This is a genomic window from Caulobacter sp. ALps2 (assembly GCF_058681635.1).
The window spans coordinates 3,406,128-3,429,784 of the sequence record NZ_CM178743.1 but is presented as its reverse complement, the minus strand read 5'-3'; the positions used below and the strand labels follow the sequence as shown (position 1 = coordinate 3,429,784).

The window sequence follows — 23,657 nt, the reverse complement described above, 5'->3', positions numbered from 1 at the left end:
GGACTATTTCAGCCCGGCCGCGTGAAATCGCTGGTCGTCGCTTCCTTCCCCGAACCTTTTTCCGTCGGCGTCCCGAAGCCCGCGTCGAACGCAAAATTGAGGGCGTCGGATTTCACCGACGCCCCAAAAGTTTGCGCAGGAGCGAGCTCAAAGAGCCGCGAACGAGACGGACCAACCACAACGCTGAATCCGAACCGTGATGACACCGGTGTCACCGTAAACGGGGAAAGTGGCCAGGCCACTTCGCCACCGGTGTCATGGGGAGATAACCAGAAACCGACAGGGAGCGCAAGCGCCGTGAAGCTGGGAAATGAAGGCTAGCAAGACTTTGAAATTCATCAGGTTTGGATATCATCCACATCCACCCCTCCCCCGTTTCCCCGGCGAAAGCCGGGGCCCAGATTAATCCGGGACAGCGAGGGTCGATCCGAGATGCATTCCATCAGCTCGCCAGGCGTCCAGGGTTCGATCTGGGCCCCGGCTTTCGCCGGGGAGGTCGGATCAGGAGATGAGCGGGATCACCCCGTATTCCGCAGACCCGCCGCGATGCCGGCCACGGTCAGCTGGATGGCCAGGCGAAGTTCCTCGTCCTGGTCTCCCGCCCGGCGGCGCGACAGAAGTTCCAGCTGCAGGTGGTTCAGCGGATCCACCGAACGGCCGGCCAGGGCCACCGACTCGGCCAGGTCCGGCTGGTTGTCGAGCAAGGACGAGCCGCCACGAATGGCCAGGGCCAGGCTGGTCGCCGCGTCGTGCTCGCGCTGGATCGTGGCGAAGATCCGCTGGGCGGCGGCCTTGTCCGGCGACAGGGCCATGTACCGGGCGGCGATGCCCATGTGGCTCTGGGCCAGGGCCAACTCCATATTGGACAGCAACGAGGCGAAGAAGTCGAAATCGCCGGCTAGGTCGCGAAGCTGCTCGACCGACAGGCCGGCGCGCTCGACGCCCGAGGCGAAGCCGTACCAGCCGGGCAGCATGAAGCGGGCCTGGGACCAGCTGAACACCCACGGGATGGCCCGCAGGTCCTCGATCTTGCGGCTGGCGGTGCGGCTGGCCGGACGGCTGCCGATGTTCAAGCCCACGATCTCGCTGATCGGCGTGGCCGACCAGAAGAAGTCCTCGAAGGCCGGGTCGTCGTACACCAGGGCGCGGAAGCCGTGGAACGAGGCCTCGGCCAGCGCGGTCATGGCGGCCTCGACCTTGGGGTCGGGCTTGTGGGCGGGCCGGTCGCTGGAAATCAGGACGGCGGCGGCCAGGCCATCCAGGTTGCGGCGAGCGGTGGGCTGGTCGCCGAAGCGGCGGGCGATCATCTCGCCCTGCTCTGTCATGCGGATACGGCCCTGGACGGTGCCGGCCGGCTGGGCCAGCACCGCCTCGGCGGCCGGGCCGCCGCCACGACCAACGCTGCCGCCACGACCGTGGAACAGCTGCAGGCCGACGCCCATCCGGTCGGCCTCGAACGCCAGGGCCGAGGCGCCGCGCGCCACGCCGCGACGGCTGGCGACGTACCCGCCATCCTTGTTGGAGTCCGAATAGCCGAGCATGATTTCCTGCACCGGCCGGTCGCCCAGGATGGTCCGCGACAGCGGCAGCTCAAGCCACTGGCGCAGCACGGCCGGGCCGTTCTCGAGATCGCCGATGGTCTCGAACAACGGGGCCACCTTGACCGAGGCGCGCGGCGCGGCCCCGCCCCAGACCATGCCGACCTGCTTGAGCAGCACCAGCGGCTCGAGGATGTCGGACAGGGTCGCGGCCTTCGAAATGATGTACGCGCCGATGCAGCCGTGGCCGTAGTCGCGAACCGCCTGGGCCGCGGCCTCCATCGTGGCCAGCTCCTTGGTCGTCTCCTCGCTGTAGGCCGTGAACGGCGACACCAGGGGGCGCTGGTGCGACAACTCCTCGATCAGCACCTTGCAGCGGGCGTCTTCGTCCAGATCGAGGTAGCGGACGCCGGAGCCGGCGCGCTGGAACAGCTCGTGGACGGTGCGCTCGTGGACGTCGGCGTTCTGGCGCAGGTCCAGGCTCATCAGGTGGAAGCCGCAGGCCTTGGCCACCTCGACCAGGGTGCGCAGGGCCGAGCCGACCAGGCGCTCGCCGCCGTTGCGCTCCAGGCTGTCGATGATCACCGACAGATCGGAGACAAAGGCGTCCGGATGGCCGTACGGCTCGACGTCGGTCGCACCGTTGGCGTAGGCGACGGGCTGACCGGTCATCTTCTGCGACACGGCCGTCAGGCGATCGAAGATCAGCTCCAGAGCCAGGCGGTACGGCTCGTCCAGGCGGTGCACCGACGGGTCGCGGGTCTGGGACGCCAGGGCCAGCAGCTCTTGGGAGACCGGGGCATAGGCGGTCGAGACGGCCAGGTTGGACCACAGCTTGCGGACCTCGCCGGCGTACCAGTCGAGGATGACGCGGGACTGCGAAGAGAAGGCCAGCTTCAGGGTCTCGCCATTGACGCCGGGGTGACCGTCGCGGTCGCCGCCCAGCCACGAGCCCATCTTCAGCAGCGGCGCGAGATGCCCGTGGGAGCCGATCTTCGCCGTCCAGTCGCCGTACAGGTCGATAATCGCCGGCAGGATCGAGGTGCGGACGATCGACAGGGCGTTGCGGATCTCGTCCTTCACCGTGATCCGCTCGGGACGGTACAGACGCGTCCGCCACATCAGGGCGATCTCGCGGAACAGGCCTTCGCGGATCTCGGCGTCCAGATCCGGCGGCAGGTGGTGGCGACGCAGGGCCATCAGCCGCGAGATCTCGGTCTCGCGGTCGACCATGCTGCGGCGGCGCACTTCGGTCGGGTGGGCGGTCAGCACCGGCACGACGTTCATGGCCGCGAAGATCTTGGCCAGTTCGGCGTCGGTCTTGCCCCGGCCTTTGAGGACCTTGACGGCGTCGATCAGGGTGCGGGGACGCTCGTCGCCCGGCTGGGCGTCGGCCTCGGCGTGGCGACGGCGGCCGGCGACGTCCTCGCCGATGTTGGCCAGCAGCGAGTGGCTGGCGAAGGCCCGCGCCAGGAACACGGCCTGGTCGGTCGAGAGGTCGGCGAACAGATGGTCCAGCACCGCCGCGTCGCCCGTGGCCTCGTCCTCACGCGAGGCCGCCTTGCGCGCCTTGGCCACCAGGGCGGCGGCCTCCTCGCCTTCCAGATAAGTAATCGCCTCGATGAGCAGCTCGCTCAGCAGATTGGCGTTCTGGCGGACGTGGCGGCTGGTCGGACGGTCGACATCGATCGACAGGGCCGGGTTGCGCATGGGCGAACTCCAGGGACCGCCAAGGCGGCGATCCCGTACTGGAATGGATCTAGAAACGCGTCGGGCGCCGCAGGTGCTAACGCTGCGGCGCCCTCTAGCGCGGTTCATAGGACGGGAAAACCCACCCGGCACGATGGTTGCGCTACCATCGCATTTTTGCGCGGATTTGTTTCGCTAGCGCGCCAGCCAGCCGCCATCCACGGGCAGAGTAATCCCTTGGACATAGTCCGCGGCCGACGAGGCCAGGAACACGGCGGCGCCGCCGATGTCCTCCGGACGCCCCCAGCGACCGGCCGGGATGCGGGCCAGGATCGAGGCGTTGCGGTCGGCGTCGGCGCGCAGGGCCTCGGTATTGTTGGTGTCGAAATAGCCCGGCGCGATGGCGTTGACGTTGACGCCCTTGGTCGCCCACTCGTTGGCCAGGATCTTGGTCAGACCTGCCAGGCCCGATTTGGCGGCCGTATAGGACGGCACGCGGATGCCGCCCTGGAACGACAGCAGGCTGGCGATATTGATCACCTTGCCCCCACCCTGCTTCAGGGCCTGCTTGGCGAAGGCCTGGGTCAGGAAAAAGACGACCTTCAGGTTGGTGTCCATCACCGCGTCCCAGTCGGCTTCCGAGAACTCGATCGAGTCGGCGCGACGGATGATGCCGGCGTTGTTGACCAGGATGTCGACCTTGCCGAACGCCGCGACGGTCTCGTCGACCACGCGCTGGACGGGCTCGGTCGAGCCGAAGTCGGCCTTGATCGACAGGAACTTGCGGCCCAGGGCCTCGACGGCGGCTTGGGTTTCGGTCGGTTCGCTGCGGCCCGCGGCGGCGATGTCCGCGCCGGCTTGGGCGAGCGCGATGGCGATGCCCTGACCAATGCCGGTGTTGGCGCCGGTGACGAGCGCGACCTTGCCTTCGAGGCTGAACGGATTGGCCATGTCGAGTTCCTGTTCAAAAATCTTGTCATCCCGGCCGACCTGAAAGGTCGATCCGGGACCGCCACATTCGCTTGCGACGGTCCCGGCTCTACGCTGCGCTCCCGCCGGGATGACACGGGAGCGCGTGGGCTTTCGCCCCTACTTCAGCTGGCAGATGTCCAGCACGTTCATGTCGGTGTAGTCGAGGTTCTCGCCGCCCATCGCCCAGATGAAGGTGTAGTTGGCGGTGCCCGAACCCATGTGGATCGACCACGGCGGGCTCATCACGGCTTCCTCGTTGGCGATCACGATGTGACGCATTTCGTCCGGCTCGCCCATGTAGTGGAACACGCGGTCGTTCTCGCCCAGGCCGAAGTAGAAATAGGCTTCCGAACGACGGTCGTGCAGGTGGGGCGGCATGGTGTTCCAGACGCTGCCCGGCTTCAGCACGGTCATGCCCAGCAGCAGCTGAGCCGACTTGCAGGTGGTCGGGACGATGTACTGGTAGATCGTGCGCTCGTTGCTGGTTTCCAGCGCGCCGCGCTCCAGGGCGACGGCGTCGGCGAAGGCCAACTTCTTGGTTTCGAACGCGGTGTGAGCCGGCAGGCTGACCAGGTAGAACCGAGCGGCGACGCCGTCGATGCCTTCGAAGGTCACGTCCTTGGCGCCCATGGTGACGTACAGGCCGTCACGCGGAACGATCTCGTAGACGACGCCGTCGACGGTGATCTTGCCGGTGGTGTCGCCGACATTGATCACGCCCAGCTCGCGGCGCTCCAGGAACGGGTGGCCGGCGGCCGAGGCGGGCTCGGTCTGGTCGGGCAGCTTGACGGCCGAGGTGGCCACGACGCCGCCGACGACGAAGCGTTCGGCGTGGTTGTAGGTCAGGACGATCTGGTTGTCCTGAAAGAGACCTTGCATCAGGTAGCGGTCGCGCAGGTCGTCATTGCTGACCGCGAACATCATGTCCGGATGGGTGGCGTGGTAGGTCTTGGAAAACATCGGGAAGTCTCCGGAAGGGTGTTCTTATTCGGCGGCGGCGCGCAGCGTGGCGGGGCGGGCCCACTCCGGACGCTGGTCCAACTTGTAGGCCTTCTTAGGCAGGTTGTACGTCAGGTCGACGATGAGTTCCTCGGCTTCGACCAGGTCCATGCGGTGCTCGGCGACCATGCGGGCCAGGAACGAGCTGTCGACGCGGCGGGCGACGTCGTGGCGGGCCGGGATCGACAGGAAGGCGCGGGTGTCGTCGTTGAAGCCGACGGTGTTGTAGAAGCCGGCGGTCTCGGTGACCTGCTCGCGGAAGCGCATCATGCCCTCGGGGCTGTCGTGGAACCACCAGGACGGACCCAGCTTCAGCACCGGATAATGGCCGGCCAGCGGGGCCAGCTCGCGGCTGTAGACGGTCTCGTCCAGGGTGAACAGGATCACCGACAGGCGCGGATCATTGCCCAGGCGGGTCAGCAGGGGTTTCAGCGCCGAGACATACTCGGTGCGCATCGGGATGTCGGCGCCCTTGTCGCGACCGTGGGTCTGCAAGAGGCCGACATTGTGGTTGCGGTGCGAGCCGGGGTGGATCTGCATGACCAGGCCGTCGTCCAGGCTCATCTTGGCCATTTCGGTCAGCATCTGGGCGCGGAACAGCTCGGCCTTCTCAGGCGTGACGTCGCCCTTCACCAGGCTCTGGAACAGGGCCTGGGCCTCGACCTCAGACAGGTCGGCGGTGGCGGCGGTCGGGTGGCCGTGGTCGCTGGACGTGGCGCCGGCCTCGATGAAGGCCTGGCGGCGCAGACGGTGGGCTTCGAGGTAGGACTTCCAGCTGTAGACGTCCTGGCCGGACACCTCGGCGAAGCGTTCGAAGGCGCGCGGGCCGCGCTCGTCCTCGAAGTCGATGACGGCGTCAGGGCGATAGGCGGTGATCACGTGACCGCCCCAGCCGCTTTCACGGATGGCCTGGTGGTGCTTGAGCACCTCGTGCGGACCTTCGGTCGTCGCCAGGGTCTCGATGTTGAAGCGATCGAACAGGGCTCGCGGCCGGAACGCGTCGCTGGCCAGGGCCTCGTTGATGCGATCGAAATAGTCGTCGGCGTTCGCGGCTTCGAGGAATTCGGTGAAGCCGAACACCTTGGAGAACACGTGGTTCAGCCAGATCCACGACGGCGTGCCACGGAACAGGTGGAAGTTGGCCGCGAACAGCTTCCAGGCCGCGCGCGGATCGGTGTCGGGCACGCCGGCCTTGGAGCGCACCTTCAGCGCGTCCAGGCTGACGCCCTGGCTGTAGAGCATCCGGTACAGATAGTGGTCCGGGGCCAGCAGCAGGTCGGTGGCGTCCTGGAACGGCTCATTGGTCGCGAACCACGACGGATCGGTGTGGCCGTGCGGGCTGATGATCGGCAGGTCCTTGACCAGGCCGTACAGGCCCCGCGCGTACGAGCGCGTCGTCGCATCCGACGGAAACAGCCGATCTTCGTGGAAATTCAGAGGCCTGGGCATGGCGACGCGTCTGCTCCCTCTATAGCCGGCGGCTTCGCGGATGGCCGCTTAGGCCCGCTTGGTAACCGGTGTCAGAATTCGATGCAAGCCGATCGGGCGGCGAATACTCTAGCTGGGAACCGGTCCCGAGGACTCGCGAACCACCAGGCTCGGTTCGGTCTTGGTGGCGTCACGCGGCTCGCGCCGTTCGACGCCGATCAGCTTCTCGGCGGCCATCTTGCCGATCTCGCGGGTCGGCGTGTGCACCGTGGTCAACGGCGGCCAGACGGCCTGAGCGATCTGGAAGTCGTCGAAACCGACGACCGTGACGTCCTTGGGCACCGTCAGACCCGCCTTGCGCGCCGACTGCAGGACGCCCGCGGCCATTTCATCGTTACCGCAGAAGATCGCGGTCGGACGCGGCGTGCGCGCCAGCAACTCGTCGCCACAGGCCACGCCGGACTCAAAGGTGTAGGCGCCCTGGACGATGTCCTTCTCAGCCAGCTTCAAGCCAGCCTCGGCCAGGCCGTCCTCGAACCCCCCTCGCCGCTCGTGCGACGAGCGGAAGGTGTCGGGACCCGAGATGAAGGCGATATTCTTGTGGCCCAGCTCCAGAATGTGCCGCGCCGCCTGACCCGCGCCCATCCGGTCGTGACCCACGATCATGTGCTCTGGCTTGTCCAGTTCGACCGATGCGATGCGGATGTACGAGCAGCCGATCTCATTCAGCAACTTGGCGACCCGCTCGTCTTCCGACACCGACGGCGGCAGCACGACGCCGAACAGCTTCTGGCGCTCGACGAAGGTGCGGATGTCGGTGAGGAAGGTCGGGCTGGCGCGGTTGCAGGGGTGGACGACCAACTCGAAGCCCGAGCCACGCATGCCGTCCAGCAAGCCCAGTTGCATGTTCACGACATACTGCGGGTTCGGATTGTCGTAGATCATGCCGATCAGGAACGAGCGGCGGAAAGCCAGGCCTCGGGCCTGCGGGTCGGGAGCGTAGCCCCACTCGGCGATAACCGCCTCGATCCGCTCGCGCGTTTCGTCACGGACGAACGGCGATTGGTTGATCACGCGGGAAACGGTCTTCTTCGAAACCCCCGCCAATCTCGCGATGTCGTTGATCGTGGCCCGGCGGCGTCCGCCTTCCACGCCGCTCTCACTGTCTTCGGCCGAGGTCGGGGAAGGCGTCTTCGAAGAGTTCACGGCGTTTCCAGCAGCCTATGTCATTTTCTTTTGTCATACTCTAGCGACGTAAGCATCGCCAACCTAGGACGAAACGTCTGCTTGCGACCCGCCTGACACCGGTTACCATGTCAATGAACGTCCAAATTTGCGACACACCTTCCGGCGACGACCATTCAAGATGACCGAAACGACCCTGGCCCAGCGCGAATCGATCCACCCCGTGGACCCCCGTGATCACGTGGCGACCGCCCTGCGCGACCTCGTCGCCGGCGAGACCCTGGAGCTGCACGGCCAGTCGATCATGGCGCGGGCCGACATCCCCAAGGGCCACAAGATCGCTATCCGGGCTGCCAGCGCTGGCAGCGACGTCCTGAAGTACGGCTGGCCGATCGGCCGGGCGGTCGTCGACATCGCCGTGGGCGACCATGTCCACGTCCACAACGTCCATACCCGCCTGGAAGGCGTCGAGGGCTACAACTTTACCCCGACCGCGCCGGAGCCCCATGCCGAGGCCCCTGCCCGCACCTTCGAGGGCTATCGCCGCAAGAACGGCCGGGCCGGCACCCGCAACGAGATCTGGGTGCTATGCACCGTGGGCTGCGTGGCCAACACCGCCCGCCGCATCGCCGAGAAGGCCAACCAACGCTTCGCCGGCCGTGTCGACGGCGTCTTCGCCTTCCCGCATCCGTTCGGCTGCTCGCAGCTGGGCGATGACCTCTCCCACACCCGCAAGCTGATCGCCGGCCTGGCCAGCCATCCCAATGCCGGCGGCGTGCTGCTGCTGGGCCTGGGCTGCGAGAACAACCAGCTGAAGGCGCTGCTGGACAGCGCGCCCGAGATCGACCGTGACCGCCTGCGCAGCTTCACGACGCAGATGGTCGAGGACGAGCTCGAGGACGGCTTGGCCGCCGTCGAGGCGCTGGTTGAACTGGCCGAGCAGGACAAGCGCGAGCCAATCCCGGTCTCCGAACTGGTCGTCGGCCTCAAGTGCGGCGGTTCGGACGGCTTCTCGGGCGTCACCGCCAACCCGCTGGTCGGCCGCATCGCCGACAAGGTCGCCGACGCTGGCGGCACCCCGGTGCTGACCGAGATCCCCGAGGTCTTCGGGGCCGAGAACGTGTTGCTGCAGCGCGCCGCAACCCGCGAGATCTTCGACCAGGCCGTGGCGGTGATCGACGACTTCAAGCGCTACTTCATCGACAACAACCAGCCGATCTACGAGAACCCCTCGCCCGGCAACATCGCCGGCGGCATCACCACGCTCGAGGAAAAGTCCCTCGGCGCGGTGCAGAAGGGCGGCCGGGCCCAGCTGGTCGAGGTGCTGCGTTACGGCGAGAAGGTCGGTCCGCACGGCCTGACCTTCCTGGAGGCGCCGGGCAACGATGCTGTGTCGTCGACGGCCCTGACGGCCGCCGGCGCGACGGTGATTCTGTTCACCACCGGTCGCGGCACACCGCTGGGCTTCCCCGCTCCGACCCTGAAGATCGCCTCGAACTCGGGCCTGGCCCAGCGCAAGCCGGGCTGGATCGACTTCGACGCCGGCCAGGTGCTGGAGGGCGTGTCGATGGACGACGCCGCCGATCGCCTGATGGACCTCGTCGTCGACACCGCGTCGGGCAAGGCGACCAAGGCCGAGCTGAACGGCGAGCGCGAGATCGCCATCTGGAAGTCTGGCGTTACGCTCTAGACTGCAAAATGGTCAAGCCAATTGCCACAAAGGTCAGACTACAGCATGTAGGCGGCCTATCCTTCCGTTACGAAACTCCAGGCGTGCTCCCTTGACGGCTACTTCCGCGACCTCCCCCGCTCTGCGTCTGAGCCCGACCAGCTATCCTGGCGCCGTCCCCGGCACGGTCCTGCCGACCTATGATCGCGACAAGGTCGAGATCGGCGTCGTCCACTTCGGTCCCGGCGCCTTCCACCGCGCCCACCAGGCCTTCTATTTCGATCAGCTGCTGGCCAAGGACCCGCGCTGGGGGATCTGCGCCGTCTCGCTGAAGAGCCCCGGTGTCCGCGACGCCCTGGCGCCTCAGGACGGCCTCTACACCCTGGCCCAGCTGGACGCCGAGACCACCTTCCGCGTCATCGGCTCGATCCGCGAAGTGCTGGTCGCGCCCGAGGATCCACCGTCGGTCTTCGCCCGCCTGGCCGCCCCGACCACCCGCATCGTCACCCTGACCGTCACCGAGAAGGGCTACACCCTGTCGGCCGAGGGCGGACTGGACGAGAAGCACCCCGACATCGTCCACGACCTGGCCAATCCGCGTGAGCCCAAGAGCGCCGTCGGCTACATCGTCGAGGGCCTGCGCCGCCGGTACGCCGCCGGTCTTGTCCCCTATGCCGTCGTGGCTTGCGACAACCTCGCCGACAACGGCTGGCGCCTGAAGGCGGCGGTCGTCGCCTTCGCGGGCAAGGTCGACGCCGAGCTCGCCGCCTGGATCGACGCCGAGGGCAGCTTCCCGCGCACCATGGTCGACAGCATCACGCCGGCCACCGACGACGCCCTGCGCGCCCGCGTCCAGGCCGCCACCGGTCTGGAAGACGCCTGGCCAATCCAACGCGAGGCCTTCACCCAGTGGGTGGTGGAGGACGTGCTTCCGGCCGACGGTCCTGATCTTGGCAGCGTCGGCGTCATCCTGACCGACGATGTGCGCGGCTTCGAGCGCGCCAAGCTGCGCCTGCTGAACGGCGTCCACTCGACCCTGGCCTATGCCGGCATCCTGCGCGGCCACGAGACGGTGTTCGAGGCGGTCAGCGATCCAGTGTTGGAAGCCCTGGCCCGCGACCTGATGGCCACGGACATCATCCCGACCCTGACCGCGCCGCGTGGCCTGGATCTGGCGGAATACGCCGAGGCCATCCTGGCCCGTTTCCGCAATCCGGAAATCCGCCACTACCTGTCGCAGATCGCCTGGGACGGCACCCAGAAACTGCCCTTCCGCATCCTCGGCACGCTGGCGGAAACCCTTGAGGCCGGCCGTTCGATCGAGCGCCTGGCGATCCCGCTGGCCGCCTGGATGCGTTTCGTGGCCCTGCGCGCCAAGACCGGCGAGGCGATCACCGACCCGCTGCACGACAGGCTGACCGAGATTGGCGTCGGCGTTACCGGCGACGCCAGGACCGACGTCGCCGCCTTCCTGGCGCTGGAGAGCGTGTTCCCGGCGGCGCTGACCTCGAACCCGACCTTCGTCGCGGCGATCGAGATGGCCTACGCCGACCTCGCTTAGCTAGCGGGTCACACCCTTTGCGGTCAGCACCGGCACGACGGTGCTGACCAGGATCTCCAGGTCGAACAGGAACGAGCGTCGGCGCAGGTATTCGGCGTCCAACGCCACCTTGTCCGGAATGGTCAGCTCATCGCGGCCGTTGATCTGAGCCCAGCCGGTCACGCCGGGGCGTAGCCTGTCGACACCGGCGGCCTGGCGCGCCGCGATCAGGTCGTCCTGGTTGAACAGCGCCGGGCGCGGCCCGACCAGGCTCATATGGCCGACCAGCACGCTCCACAGCTGTGGCAGCTCGTCGAGGCTGAGCTTGCGCATGAACGGCCCGACCGGCGTCAGCCATTGATCGGGATCCTCCAGCAGATGCGTGGCGACTTCGGGCGTGTCGATCCGCATGGTGCGGAACTTGGGCATCGGGAACAGCGCCGAGCCCTTGCCCGCCCGCCGCGACCAGTACAGCCCGGGCCCGGGCGAGGTCAGGCGCACCAGCCCCCACAGCACGACGAGCGGAATGGCCAGCACGATCAGGCCGATCGCCGCCGCCAGAAAGTCAAAGGCGCGCTTCACCTGAACGCCTAGCGCAAGTCGCCACTGGCCGCGTCGAGCAGCAGATAAGCCCGACCGGCGTCCGACGACAGCAGGGCCGCGAGCAGGAAGCCTTCGCGATCCTGGCCAGCCGCCTCTTCGATCATGCCGGCGTAGCGGGAGAGGAAGCGTTCGGTATTGGTCTTCAGCGTGGCGTCCGAGAACAGGCGGCGGACGAGGCGACGGATGGCGGCGGGCGCCAGGCGCTTGACCACCTCGCGGGCGCCGGCGGCGTCGCGGGTCTGCAGGGCGGCGGCGATCTCGTCGATGCGGCCGCGCGGCAGCAGGGCGTGCGGATCGATGCCCATGGCGGTGATCTCGGCGGCCAGCTTCTCGCCCAGGCCGGAGTCGCCCGGCGTGCTGTTCTCGATGCCGGCCAACAGGTTGCGCCAGCTCCAGCCTCCGTCAGCGTCCTGCTCGGCCGCGGGCGACGGGGCGTGTTTGCGCGAGGAGGCCTGCTCGAACACCGAACGGAACTCCTCGTCGGTGGCCGTCGGCGTCAGACGCAGACGGCGACGGTCGGCCGGCGGCGGTTCGTCCTCGTCGTCGAACTCGGCCATCGGCAGCGGTTCTGGCGGCTGCACGACGGGCGGCGCGGCGCGGGTGCGGATCGGTGGCGCGGTCGTCGGCGCCGAGCGTGCGGCCATGGTCGAGGCGCTGGACGCGGTGACGGCGCCGGCCGCCTCGCTGAGCATCTCGTAGTTACGGCGAACGCGTTCCTGGAAGGCTTGGTCGATCGCGGCGGTTTCCTCGGCGGTGCGACGGATGGCGTTCATCAGCTGCTCGACGCCCTGCTCGATCGAGACGCGGACCTCGCCGGCCTTCTGCAAGGCCTCCGCCGGCAGGTCGGCGGTGCGCTTGCCGATCTCGGCCAGCATCGACTCCAGCTCGTCCAGCGTGCCGCGCGCGGCCTGGACGGAGTCGGCCAGCTTCTGCGAGGTTCGAGCGCCGGCCTGCTCCACCATCTGGGCGGAGTGCTCGATGATGTCGCGCGCCTCCTCCATGCGGGATTCAAAGACGGCGTCGGCCTTCTGGCCGGCGGCGAAGGCGATCTCGTTCAGCTGATCGACCCGGCTGCGGGCCGCCTCGACACGGGCCTCGACGCTTTCGCTAGCCTTCAGCGCGGCTTCGGCCATGGCTTCCATGGCCGCCTTCAGCTCTTCCTCCAGCAGGGTCCGCTGCTGCTCGGCGGCGTCGCCGATCGTCTCCAGCGTCTTCTTGGCGGTATCGGCGAAGGCTTCGCGGTGGGTGGTGGCGTTGTCGCCGATCTCGCGGAACTGCTCGGCGGCCGCGCTGATCAGGCCGCGCAGGATCTCCGCGCCCATGGCGGCCGTGTCCGACAGCTCGGTGGCGCCGACGCGGGTGTAGGCGACGAACTCGGTGAGCTGGGCGGTGCGGGTTTCGGCCTCGGCGGCGAAGTCTTCCTGCTCCGAGCGCAGCGCCTGGCTGATCTCGACCAGGGCGGCGCGCTGGGCCGCCAGACTCTTCTCGACGGAGGCGACCTGATCGCCGACTCCGGTCCCGGCGGTTTCCAGGCGAGCGATCTGGCGCGACAGGTCCTCGGCCCCGACACGAGCGGCGTCCGAGGCTTCGGCGGCGGCCGTGGCCAGGTCGGCGGCGCGGGCGGCCAGGGCGGCTTCGGCTTCGCGCAGCTGGGTCTCGGCCAGGTCGGAGGCCTCGGCCACCATGCGGGCCTGGCTGCCGATCGCGTCGACCACCGCCGTGGAGCGGGCGTCCAGCGAATGCGAAAGGGTCTCCATCGCCGTGCGCTCGTGGCTGAGACCCAAGGCCAGCTGGTTGGCCATCTTGGCCGACTCGGCGGCGGCCTCGGCCAGGCGGGCGGTCTCGTCGGCCAGGGCCTGGCGCAGGGAGATGATGTGTTCTCGGGCCCGTTCGGCGGCCGCCGCGGCGTCTTCGACGCCCTGGCGCATGGCCTCGGCGGCGCTGGACGCGCCGACGGCGGCCAGGGCCGCGGGCGTGACGATGCGGTCGGTCAGGGTGCGGGTGCGGCGCAGCTCATCGGCGATGCCCGTGGCTTGGCGCAGCAGATAGGCGCCCAGCAGGGTCAGCAGCGCCGGCCCGATGGCCAAGCCCGCGAACACCATCAGCGCGAAACCCTCGACCTTGAAGGCCGGCACGCCACGGGCGAACCCCAGGGCGAAGGCGATCGGAGCCAGGGCCCAGAGCGCGGCGACGGCGGTCGCGATCGTCCAGAACAGCACGCCCGACATCCGGCGCGGCGCGGGCTCGGCGGTCAGCGGGGTCGGCGCTTCTGACACCGGACCGCGCAGGTCCAGCGACGCCTCGCGGCGCTCGGTCTTGGCCGGCGCGGCGCGGTCGTTCTCGACGATCGGCGCGGGCGGTTGAACGCCGAACGCCAGCGAGGTGGCCGGCTTCAGCTCCGGTTCGGCGAAACTGGTGGCCGGCTCGGGGGCCTGCTCACGACGACGGCGCGAGCGCACGGCCGACGGCGGCGGCACGGCCAAGTCATCGTGCAGAGTGTCTTGCAGGCTCAAGGGCTCGGCGGTTGGGATCTCCGCCTCGGGCTCGGCGAACGACGTCGCCCCTGGGAGCTCTGGTGGAAGCTCCGGAGGGAGTTCAGGCGCAATCTTGGTTTCCTCGGGAGGGGACTCCGTCGGCGTCGCCGAGAAATCGAGCGGTTGGCGCTTCTTAGGCTTCATACACAGCCGAGGTCCCAAGACTTGGGCAAAGAGAGGAGCGTCGGCGAGGGGGCGCAGATACAGCCTTCGCGCGCCGAACCCCTCCTTCGCGTGTCACATGAACCTAACGGCGAAAAGCCTTGGCGGAAAGCGGCTTTGGTTGTGTTTGCAAGGGTTGCGTCGCGAAGACGCGCGTTCAGGCGTCGCGCGAAGCGGTCGCGGGGGCGCTAGCGGCGATCGGCATCGGCTTGATCGCCATGCCGCGCGGCGTACGGGCGACGGTCTTGTGCTGCGCCTGCCCCTTGGCCTGCGGGCAGACTTGCTCGATCGCCACGCCGAACTGGCACAGTGCGAATGACGATATCCACACGATCGCCACGGCCAACATTTCGGTCAGGAAGCCCATTGCCCCACCCCGCGAAACCGATAGCGCCGTTATGCGAGAGTCACGTGGCGACGGCGAGTGAACTTTTGGTCATGAAAGCCGAAGCTTGCGGAGCGTGGCGCCAAGGCTACTGACAGCGCCCCCAGATTTCCGGCGGTTGTCCCCGAACACGGTCGGGCCTAGGTCCCAACCTACATTCGGCGCCCTTCTCGACGAGAGGGGGGCGGACATTTTCCCTTTGCGGATCTTCGCCTTGGCCCTTACCCAATTCGCACCCGCCGCGTACCCGCCGGAACCGATGACGCCAGATCTCAAGAAGGCTGCGATCTCGCCAGCCCGCCTGACGCACCTTCAGCGCCTCGAGGCCGAGAGTATCCACATCCTGCGCGAGGTGGCGGCCGAGTGCGAACGCCCGGTCATGCTGTATTCGATCGGCAAGGACAGCGCGGTGATGCTGCACCTGGCCGCCAAGGCCTTTTATCCTAGCAAGCCGCCCTTCCCGCTGCTGCACGTCGACACGACCTGGAAGTTCCGGGACATGTACGCCCTGCGCGACAAGGTGGCGTCCGAGCTGGGCTTCGACCTGATCGTCCATAAGAATCCCGACGCCGAGGCGCGCGGCATCAATCCGTTCGACCACGGCAGCGCCCTGCACACCGACCTCTGGAAGACGGAAGGGCTCAAGCAGGCCCTGTCGAAGTACGGCTTCGACGCGGCCTTCGGCGGCGCGCGGCGCGACGAGGAAAAGAGCCGGGCCAAGGAGCGGGTCTTCTCGTTCCGCTCGTCCGAGCACCGCTGGGACCCGAAGAACCAGCGTCCAGAGCTGTGGAATCTCTACAATACCCGCAAGCATCCGGGCGAAAGCCTGCGCGTCTTCCCGATCTCCAATTGGACCGAGCTGGACGTCTGGCAGTACATCCATCTGGAGAACATCCCGATCGTGCCGCTGTATTTCGCGGCCGAGCGGCCGGTGGTCGAGCGCGACGGCGCGCTGATCATGGTCGACGACGACCGCTTCCGCCTGCGTGACGGCGAAGTCCCGCGGATCAAGAGCGTACGCTTCCGCACCCTGGGCTGCTACCCGCTGACCGGCGCGGTCGAGAGCACGGCCTCCACCCTTCCCCAGGTCATCCAGGAGATGCTGCTGACCACGACGTCGGAGCGCCAGGGCCGGGTCATCGACCATGACCAGTCCGCCTCGATGGAGAAGAAGAAGCAGGAAGGCTATTTCTGATGGCGCACCAGTCCGCCCTGATCGCTCAGGACATCGAAGCCTATCTGCACCAGCACCAGCACAAGTCGCTGCTACGTTTCATCACCTGCGGCAGCGTCGACGACGGCAAGTCCACTCTGATCGGTCGCCTGCTGTACGACAGCAAGATGATCTTCGAGGACCAGCTGGCGGCCCTCGAAGCCGATAGCAAGAAGGTTGGCACGCAAGGCGGGGCGATCGATTTCGCCCTGCTGGTCGACGGCCTGGCCGCCGAACGTGAACAAGGCATCACCATCGACGTCGCCTACCGCTTCTTCTCGACCGAGAAGCGCAAGTTCATCGTCGCCGACACGCCTGGCCACGAGCAGTACACTCGCAACATGGTCACCGGCGCCTCGACCGCCGACGCGGCCGTGATCCTGATCGACGCCCGCAAGGGCGTGCTGACCCAGACGCGCCGCCACAGCTATCTCGTCTCCCTGCTCGGCATCCGCCACGTCGTGCTGGCGGTGAACAAGATGGACCTGGTTGGCTGGGACCAGGCGGTGTTCGACCGCATCGTCGCCGACTATCGCGCCTTCGCCGACCAGATCGGCCTGACGGTCTTCACGCCGATCCCGATCTCGGGCCTGGGCGGCGACAACATGGCCACGCGCAGCGAGCATACGCCCTGGTTCGACGGCCCGATCCTGATGGACTGGTTGGAGGGCGTCGAGGTCGAGGACGACCTGCAGGCCAAGCCTTTCCGCATGCCGGTCCAATGGGTCAACCGCCCGAACCTGGACTTCCGGGGCTTCTCGGGTCTGGTCGCCTCGGGGACCATCAAGCCGGGCGATCGCATCCGCGCCCTGCCCTCGGGTCGCGAGAGCCGCGTGGCCCGCATCGTCACCCTGCCGGGCGATCTCGATCAGGCCGTCGCCGGTCAGTCCGTGACCCTCACCCTGGAAGACGAGATCGACATCTCGCGCGGCGACGTCATCGCATCGGCCGACGCGCCCGCGCCGGTCGCCAACCAGTTCGAGGCCACCATCGTCTGGATGGACGACGAGCCCCTGCCCCCCGGCCGCACCTATCTGCTGAAGCTGGGCGCGCGGACGGTCAGCGCCAGTGTCACCGACATCAAGCACCGGGTGAACGTCAACACCCTGGAGCATACGGCCGCCAAGCGGCTGGAGCTGAACGAGATCGGGATCTGCAACCTCTCGCTCGACCAGGCCATCCCGTTCGAGGCCTATGCCGACAATCGCCAGATGGGCGGCTTCATCCTGGTCGACCGCCTGTCCAACCGCACGGTCGGCGCGGGGATGATCAACTTCGCTCTGCGCCGGGCCGACAACATCCACTGGCAGCACACCGACGTGACGAAGTCGTCGCGTTCGGCGCTGAAGGCCCAGCGCGGCCAGGTCGTCTGGCTGACGGGCCTGTCGGGCGCGGGCAAGTCGACCATCGCCAACCTGGTCGAAAGGCGCCTGCACGCGCTCGGCCGCCACACCTATCTGCTGGATGGCGACAATGTCCGCCACGGGCTGAACAAGGACCTCGGCTTCACCGAGGAGGATCGCGTCGAGAACATCCGCCGGGTGGCCGAGGTCGCCAAGCTGATGGTCGACGCCGGCCTGATCGTGCTGACCGCCTTCATCTCGCCGTTCCGGGCCGAGCGCCAGTTGGCGCGCGACCTGCTGGAGCCGGGGGAGTTCATCGAGGTCTTCGTCGACACGCCCCTGACCGTGGCCGAGGCGCGAGACGTGAAGGGCCTCTACAAGAAGGCGCGTTCGGGCCAGTTGAAGAACTTCACCGGGGTCGACAGCCCCTATGAGGCGCCCGAAGCGGCCGAACTGCGCATCGACACCACCACGATCGATCCCGTCGAAGCGGCGGAACGGATCGTGGCTTGGCTCGAGGGCCGGGAGATCGACTACACGATCTGATGGCGGGATCGGCGCGAGAGCGTGATAGCGCCGATCAGCCCCAGTGCGGCCATGAAGGCGGTGGCCAGGTAGCCCTTCGCGCCAAGGGCGTCGAACAGCGGACCAGAGGCCAGGGTCGCGACGCCCAGCGTGAAGCCCGACGACAGCGCCGAGTTGATCGCCTGGGCCGGCGAGGCGGCGGCTGGCGGGGCCAGTTTCTCGATCAGGCGCAGCGAGGCCAGGAACGACGCTGCGAAGGTCATGGCGTGCAGCATCTGCAACGGGAAAAGCGCCCACAGCGGCGGCTCGAACGCGTAGCAGCTCCAGCGGATAACGGCGGCGCTCGCGCCCAGGATCAGGAACCGCTCCGGACCCCAGCGGCGGCGCAGCGGCTCCAGGAACCACATGAAGCCGACCTCGGCCGCGACGCCCACGCCCCACAGGATGCCGATCATCGGCTCGGAAATCCCCTGCTTGCGCCAGAGGATGGCCGAGAAGCCATAGTAAAAGGCGTGCGCGCCCTGGATCAGCCCAGCCGTGACCACCGCCAGCACGAAAGTGCGGTTGCGCAACAGGTCTCCCAGCCCCTTCCAGCGTTCCGATCGATCAGGCTTGGCCCCCTCCGCGTGGACCCGCTCGGGCGGCACGGCCAGGGCCGCCGCCACGGCGCCGACAAAGCAGGCCACGGCGATCCAGATGGCGATGATCGTGGGCGCGGCGAAGGTCAGGATCGCGCCCATGGCCAGGTTGGCGGCGATGAAGGCGGAAGAGCCGGTGCCGCGCGGGACCCCGTAGTTGAAGTTCTCGAGCCGCGCCCGGCGCAGGGTGATCACGTCGATCAGCGGCGAGACGGTCGACAGCAAGGTCTGGCCGATGAACCAGGCCAGGATGAACCACCACAGGTTCGGAGCGGCCAGCAGGCCCGCATAACCCAGCCCCGCGCCGACCAGCAGCAGCACCATCGGCGTGCGCCGCAGGGTGAAGCCGTCGGCCCACACCGCCAGCGAGGCGCCGGTGAAGGGCTTGAGCAACAGCGGCACGGCCAGGATCAGGCCGATTTCGCCACCACTCATGCCGCGCGAGCGCAGATAGGTGCCGATATACGGCAGGCTGACGCCCGAGCTCAGATAGATCGCGGCGTAGAACAGGCAGAGGCGAACGAGGGTCGGGAGCCCCCCACTTGGAAGGGTGTCTTCCGACTTGTCGGCCCCCGCCTCCACCTTACTCCGCGCCGCCGAAGCGGGCCGTCCATTCGGCGATCTGCTCGTCCTCGATCTTCTTGAACAGGACGTCCGGCACGGTCACCTTCGTGCCGACGGCCAGCTTGGAGAGTTCGGCCTTGGCGTCGCTCGACGGCCATTGCGCCGGGAATTCCAGGCCGAATGCGTCGCCGATCGTCTCGGCCGCGAACGGGATGAACGGGGCCGAGATCTTGGCGTACAGCGCCACCAGGTTCAGCGCCGTGCGGACGATGACGGCGGCGCGGTCGCGATCGGTCTTGATCGCGGTCCACGGCGCGGCCTCCTGCAGGTACTCGTTGCCGACCACCCACAGGGCTCGCAGCGCCTGGGCGCTCTTGCGGATCTCGATGGCGTCCATCTGTTCGGCCAGATCGGCCAGGCGCGCCGAGACGTCGGCGAACAGCTTCTCTTCCAGCGGCCCCGGTTCGCCGCCCTCGGGCACGACGCCCTCGAACTTGCTCTCGTTGAACTTCAGGATGCGGTTGACGAAGTTGCCCAGCACGTCGGCCAGGTCGCGGTTCACCGCGCTGGCGAACTGCTCCCAGGTGAAGGCCGTGTCGCTGCTCTCGGGCGAATTGGCCGTCAGGTACCAGCGCCACAGGTCGGGCGGCAGGATCTCCAGCGCCGCGTCCATGAAGACGCCACGCTTGTTCGAGGTCGAGAACTTGCCGCCGTACCAGTTCAGCCAGTTGAAGGCCTTGAGCATGTCGACGCTCTTCCACGGCTCTTCCGAACCGAGGATGGTGGCCGGGAAGCTGACGGTGTGGAACGCGACATTGTCCTTGCCCATGAACTGGACGTAGCGGACGTCTTCCGCGCCCGCGTCGGTGCGCCACCAGCGCTTCCAGTCACGGTCGGGCGAGCCCTCGGCCCACTCCTGGGTCGCGGCGATATACTCGATCGGCGCGTCGAACCAGACGTAGAAGACCTTGTCCTCGAAGCCCGGGCGCGGCAGGCCGTCCTTGGCCACGGGGATGCCCCAGGCCAGGTCGCGCGTGATGCCGCGATCGATCAGCCCTTCGTCCAGGTGCTTGTAGGCGATCGAGCGGGCCAGCTGCGGCCACTCGGCGTGGCTGTCGACCCAGGCGCGGATCTTGTCCTGCATCTTGGTCTGCAACAGATAGAGGTGACGGGTGTCGCGCACCTCGATGTTCCGCGAGCCCGAGATCACCGAGTATGGATCCTTCAGGTCGGTCGGATCCAGCAGGTTGCCGCAGTTGTCGCACTGGTCGCCGCGCGCCTTCTCGAAGCCGCAGTGCGGGCAGGTGCCCTCAACGTAGCGGTCGGGCAGGAAGCGCTTGTCGTCGACCGAATAGACCATCTGGTCGACGCGTTCCTCGATCAGGCCGTGGTCTTCCAGGGCCTGGCAGAAGTGCTGGGTCAGGCGATGGTTCTGCGGCGATGACGAGCGGCCGAAATGGTCCCACGACAGGCCGAAGGCGCGGCCGACGTCGTGCTGCAGCACGTGCTGCTCGGCGCAGTAGGTGGCGACGTCCTGGCCCGCGGCGCTGGCGGCCAGCTCGGCCGGAGTTCCGTGCTCGTCGGTGGCGCAGATGTACAGCGTCTCGTGGCCCTGGGCCCGCTTGAAGCGCGCATAGACGTCCGCCGGCAGCATCGACCCCGCCAGATTGCCCAGGTGCTTGATGCCGTTGATGTACGGCAGGGCGGAGGTGATCAGGATGCGAGCCATGCGGGCGCGGCCTTTCGGGGGAACGCTAGAGAGCGTCCGCATATAGAAGGGTCGAGCCGGAAGGGAAAGGTTTGGGTGGCTTGCTCACTTGCCCCCTCCGCGCTGACGCGCTCCTCCCCCGGAGGGGGAAGAAGGATTCGACGCGCACCTTCCGCCCCCTCCGGGGGCGGACGACCTCGTAAAGCGAGGTCAGGTGGGGGCAATTGAGCTCTTAGAGCGGAATATTGTCGTGCTTCTTCCAGGGGTTGGACAGTTCTTTCCCCTTCAGGCTCTTCAAGCCCCGCACGATCCGGCGGCGCGTGCCGTGCGGCATGATTACGTCGTCGACATAGCCGCGCTGGGCGGCGACGAAGGGGTTGGCGAAGCGGTCCTTGTACTCGGCCTCGCGGATGGCCAGGGCCTCGGGGTCCTTGGCCTCCTGGCGGAAGATGATCTCGACCGCCCCCTTGGCGCCCATCACCGCGATCTCGGCGGTCGGCCAGGCGTAGTTTAGGTCTCCGCGCAGATGCTTGGAGCTCATCACGTCATAGGCGCCGCCATAGGCCTTGCGGGTGATGACCGTGATCTTGGGAACCGTGGCCTCGGCATAGGCGAACAAGAGCTTGGCGCCGTGCTTGATCAGGCCGCCGTACTCCTGCTTGGTCCCCGGCATGAAGCCCGGGACGTCGACCAGGGTGATGATCGGGATGTTGAAGGCGTCGCAGAAGCGCACGAACCGCGCGGCCTTGCGGCTGCTGTCGATGTCCAGCACCCCGGCCAGCACCTGCGGCTGGTTGGCGACGATGCCCACCGTCTCGCCGTCCATGCGGGCGAAGCCGCAGACGATGTTCTTGGCCCACTCGCTGGAGATTTCGAAGAAGTCGGCCTCGTCGACCATCTTCAGGATCAGTTCCTTCATGTCGTAGGGTTTGGTGGCGTCGGCCGGGATCAGGGTGTCCAGGCTGGCCTCGTCGCGATAGGGCTCGTCGAAGCTCTCGCGCTCCGGCGCGGGCTCACGGTTGGACGAGGGCAGGAAGTCGACCAGGCGGCGCACCTGGGTGAGGGCCTCCAGGTCGTTCTCGAACGCCCCTTCCGCCACGCCGGACTTGGCCGCGTGGACCCGGGCCCCGCCCAGTTCCTCGGCGGTGACGACCTCGTTGGTGACGGTCTTCACGACGTCCGGGCCGGTCACGAACATGTAGCTCGTGTCCTTGACCATGAAGATGAAGTCGGTGATCGCGGGGCTGTAGACGTCGCCGCCGGCGCAGGGGCCCATGATCACGCTGATCTGCGGGATGACGCCGCTGGCCAGGGTGTTCTCGAGGAAGATGTCGGCATAGCCGGCCAGGCTGTCGACGCCCTCCTGGATGCGCGCGCCGCCCGCGTCGAACAGGCCGATGATCGGCGCCCCGACCTTCATCGCCTGGCGCTGGACCTTGATGATCTTCTGGGCGTGGGCGTTCGACAGGCTGCCGCCGAACACCGTGAAATCCTTGGAGAACACGTAGACGACCTTGCCGTTGATCGTGCCCCAGCCGGTGACGACGCCGTCGCCGGGGATCTTCTGGTTCTCCATGCCGAAGTCGGCGCAGCGGTGCTCGACGAACATGTCGAACTCCTCGAACGAGCCCTCGTCCAGCAGCAGGTCGATGCGCTCGCGGGCGGTCAGCTTGCCCTTGGCGTGCTGGGCCGCGACCCGCGCCTCGCCGCCGCCAGCCTTGGCCTGCTCGCGACGATGGTCGAGTTCCTCGAGAATGTGCTGCACGCGCGTACTCCCCTGCCCGGATCGTTCTTCTGGCGGTTCGACCACCTTATGGAGCCAGCCCTAGCGACGCCAGAGCAGCTAGGCAAGACGGACCTTGCGGCAGCGCGGCAAGCGTTCAGCTTGTCCGTGGACCGAACAGGATGATCGCCGCGCCGGCCAGGCAAACCGCGCCGCCGATCAGGTCCCAGCGGTCGGGCCGGGCGTTCTCGACCAGCCGCATCCAGGCGATCGAGGCGACGATATAGACCCCGCCATAGGCGGCGAAGGCGCGGCCGGCGACGCTGGCGTCGATCCGCGTCAGCAGCAAAGCAAAGACGATCAGCGACAGCGTCCCCGCCCCGGCCCACCAAGGCGTCTTGCCCATTCGCAGCCAGGCCCAGAAGGCGAAGCAGCCGCCGATCTCGGCCAGCGCCGCCAGGACGTAGATCGCGAACGATCTCAACGCAGCGCCGCGAACCAGCGGTCGATCATCTCGGCCTCGACGGCCAGGAACGCGGCGCGAGCCGTGGCTTCCGCGTCCTCGCCCCATTGCTCGGCCTGGAACACCTCTTCCAAGCGCGACAGGTCCAGCGCCTTGCGGCCAGTCAGGCGGCCGGCGCGCACGGCCAGGGCCAGCACCGTCGAGCCATAGAGGCCCGAAGCGAAGGCCAAGCCGGCCAGGGCGAAGTCGTCCAGGGTCAGGGCCAGGGCCTCGACCGCCGCCAGGGTGGCCGGCGGCTGGGACTGATGGATGATCCCGGCCACCGGGATGAAGACCAGGCCGAACTCGGCCTTGGCCCAGTCGAGGATCGCGCCCCACTCGCGGTCCTGGCGCTCGACCAGCGGCGTCGGGTGTTCGGCGCGGTAGCACAGGTGATCCGACGCCGCGTAGGCGGTGATCTCGCGGGCCATCTCGGCGCGGTTCTCGGCGATGCGGTCGATGGCCGTGAAGGCCAGGCGCGTGGCCGGCATCAGGCTGTTGTCGATATATTCGACCTGCGCTTCCCACTCGGCGACGATGATGTCGGCGAGGGCCTTGGTCGGCGCGACCAGGGGTTTGCGAGCTGGCGACTTGGGCGTGCGGCCGTCCAGCTGGATCGCGTAGCCGCCGTCCACGGGGGCGGCGGCGGCGGCCTTGTAGAAGCGCTTGGGTTTCAGCAGCAGCTCGGACTTGTCGGACACGGTGAGAACTCTTTTTGGCGGCCTGGCGACGGAACG

17 protein-coding genes are annotated in these 23,657 nt (G+C 67.7%); 4 read left to right on the top strand and 13 right to left on the bottom strand.

The genetic code is table 11. From position 1 onward, the window contains the following. Positions 1-518 precede the first annotated feature (518 nt). The 5 genes from ppc to ACW173_RS16350 all read right to left on the bottom strand — a co-directional run bounded on the left by ppc (position 519) and on the right by ACW173_RS16350 (position 7,832). Positions 519-3,248 (bottom strand): phosphoenolpyruvate carboxylase, encoded by a 2,730-nt coding sequence (ppc, locus tag ACW173_RS16370; protein WP_492081055.1) that lies wholly within the window; start codon positions 3,246-3,248, stop codon positions 519-521. 174 nt (positions 3,249-3,422) lie between these two features. Next, complete coding sequence (kduD, locus tag ACW173_RS16365) at positions 3,423-4,178, bottom strand: 2-dehydro-3-deoxy-D-gluconate 5-dehydrogenase KduD (protein WP_492081053.1); 756 nt, start codon at positions 4,176-4,178, stop codon at positions 3,423-3,425. A gap of 138 nt (positions 4,179-4,316) precedes the next feature. Then, positions 4,317-5,159: a 5-dehydro-4-deoxy-D-glucuronate isomerase gene (kduI, locus tag ACW173_RS16360; protein ID WP_492081052.1), complete on the bottom strand. Its 843-nt coding sequence runs from the start codon at positions 5,157-5,159 to the stop codon at positions 4,317-4,319. A 24-nt stretch (positions 5,160-5,183) separates the two neighbouring features. Next, positions 5,184-6,647, bottom strand: coding sequence for a glucuronate isomerase (gene uxaC, locus ACW173_RS16355; protein ID WP_492081051.1), 1,464 nt, complete (start codon positions 6,645-6,647; stop codon positions 5,184-5,186). Positions 6,648-6,755: 108 nt separating this feature from the next. After that, on the bottom strand, positions 6,756-7,832 hold the full coding sequence (locus ACW173_RS16350; RefSeq protein WP_492081050.1) for a LacI family DNA-binding transcriptional regulator: 1,077 nt from the start codon (positions 7,830-7,832) through the stop codon (positions 6,756-6,758). A 160-nt stretch (positions 7,833-7,992) separates the two neighbouring features. Between ACW173_RS16350 and ACW173_RS16345 the strand changes: the two genes are divergently transcribed. Both ACW173_RS16345 and ACW173_RS16340 read left to right on the top strand, forming a co-directional pair. Next, positions 7,993-9,501 carry a UxaA family hydrolase gene (locus ACW173_RS16345; RefSeq protein ID WP_492081049.1) on the top strand — a complete coding sequence of 503 codons (1,509 nt, stop codon included), beginning with the start codon at positions 7,993-7,995 and terminating at the stop codon, positions 9,499-9,501. Positions 9,502-9,592: 91 nt separating this feature from the next. Continuing rightward, entirely contained in the window at positions 9,593-11,041 is a 1,449-nt protein-coding gene (locus ACW173_RS16340; RefSeq protein WP_492081048.1) for a mannitol dehydrogenase family protein, read from the top strand. On the opposite strand, the gene ACW173_RS16335 is transcribed toward ACW173_RS16340, so the two are convergent. The 3 genes from ACW173_RS16335 to ACW173_RS16325 all read right to left on the bottom strand — a co-directional run bounded on the left by ACW173_RS16335 (position 11,042) and on the right by ACW173_RS16325 (position 14,686). Then, entirely contained in the window at positions 11,042-11,602 is a 561-nt protein-coding gene (locus tag ACW173_RS16335; protein WP_492081047.1) for a sugar transferase, read from the bottom strand. An 8-nt stretch (positions 11,603-11,610) separates the two neighbouring features. Further along, complete coding sequence (locus ACW173_RS16330) at positions 11,611-14,301, bottom strand: polar localization protein TipN (RefSeq protein ID WP_492081046.1); 2,691 nt, start codon at positions 14,299-14,301, stop codon at positions 11,611-11,613. 175 nt (positions 14,302-14,476) lie between these two features. Next, positions 14,477-14,686: a hypothetical protein gene (locus tag ACW173_RS16325; protein ID WP_492081045.1), complete on the bottom strand. Its 210-nt coding sequence runs from the start codon at positions 14,684-14,686 to the stop codon at positions 14,477-14,479. A gap of 232 nt (positions 14,687-14,918) precedes the next feature. On the opposite strand from ACW173_RS16325, the gene cysD reads away from it, so the two are divergent. Both cysD and cysN read left to right on the top strand, forming a co-directional pair. Next, positions 14,919-15,899: a sulfate adenylyltransferase subunit CysD gene (gene cysD, locus ACW173_RS16320; protein ID WP_492081044.1), complete on the top strand. Its 981-nt coding sequence runs from the start codon at positions 14,919-14,921 to the stop codon at positions 15,897-15,899. After that, positions 15,899-17,806 carry a sulfate adenylyltransferase subunit CysN gene (gene cysN / locus ACW173_RS16315; protein ID WP_492081043.1) on the top strand — a complete coding sequence of 636 codons (1,908 nt, stop codon included), beginning with the start codon at positions 15,899-15,901 and terminating at the stop codon, positions 17,804-17,806. Before cysD ends, cysN begins: the two co-directional genes overlap by 1 nt. Here the strand turns inward: cysN and ACW173_RS16310 are convergent. The 5 genes from ACW173_RS16310 to ACW173_RS16290 form a co-directional block, all read right to left on the bottom strand. Beyond that, a complete protein-coding gene (locus tag ACW173_RS16310) occupies positions 17,794-19,005 on the bottom strand; it encodes an MFS transporter (protein ID WP_492081042.1) in 1,212 nt (403 codons plus the stop codon). The genes cysN and ACW173_RS16310 overlap by 13 nt on opposite strands. 1 nt (position 19,006) lies before the next feature. Beyond that, positions 19,007-20,716 carry a methionine--tRNA ligase gene (gene metG, locus ACW173_RS16305; protein WP_492081041.1) on the bottom strand — a complete coding sequence of 570 codons (1,710 nt, stop codon included), beginning with the start codon at positions 20,714-20,716 and terminating at the stop codon, positions 19,007-19,009. A gap of 211 nt (positions 20,717-20,927) precedes the next feature. Next, positions 20,928-22,460: an acyl-CoA carboxylase subunit beta gene (locus ACW173_RS16300; protein ID WP_492081040.1), complete on the bottom strand. Its 1,533-nt coding sequence runs from the start codon at positions 22,458-22,460 to the stop codon at positions 20,928-20,930. A 115-nt stretch (positions 22,461-22,575) separates the two neighbouring features. Next, positions 22,576-22,902, bottom strand: a complete 327-nt coding sequence (locus ACW173_RS16295; protein ID WP_492081039.1) for a YnfA family protein — start codon at positions 22,900-22,902, stop codon at positions 22,576-22,578. Then, entirely contained in the window at positions 22,899-23,621 is a 723-nt protein-coding gene (locus tag ACW173_RS16290) for an ATP12 family chaperone protein (protein ID WP_492081037.1), read from the bottom strand. The genes ACW173_RS16295 and ACW173_RS16290 overlap by 4 nt, the downstream gene beginning before the upstream one ends. Between the last annotated feature and the right edge of the window lie 36 nt (positions 23,622-23,657).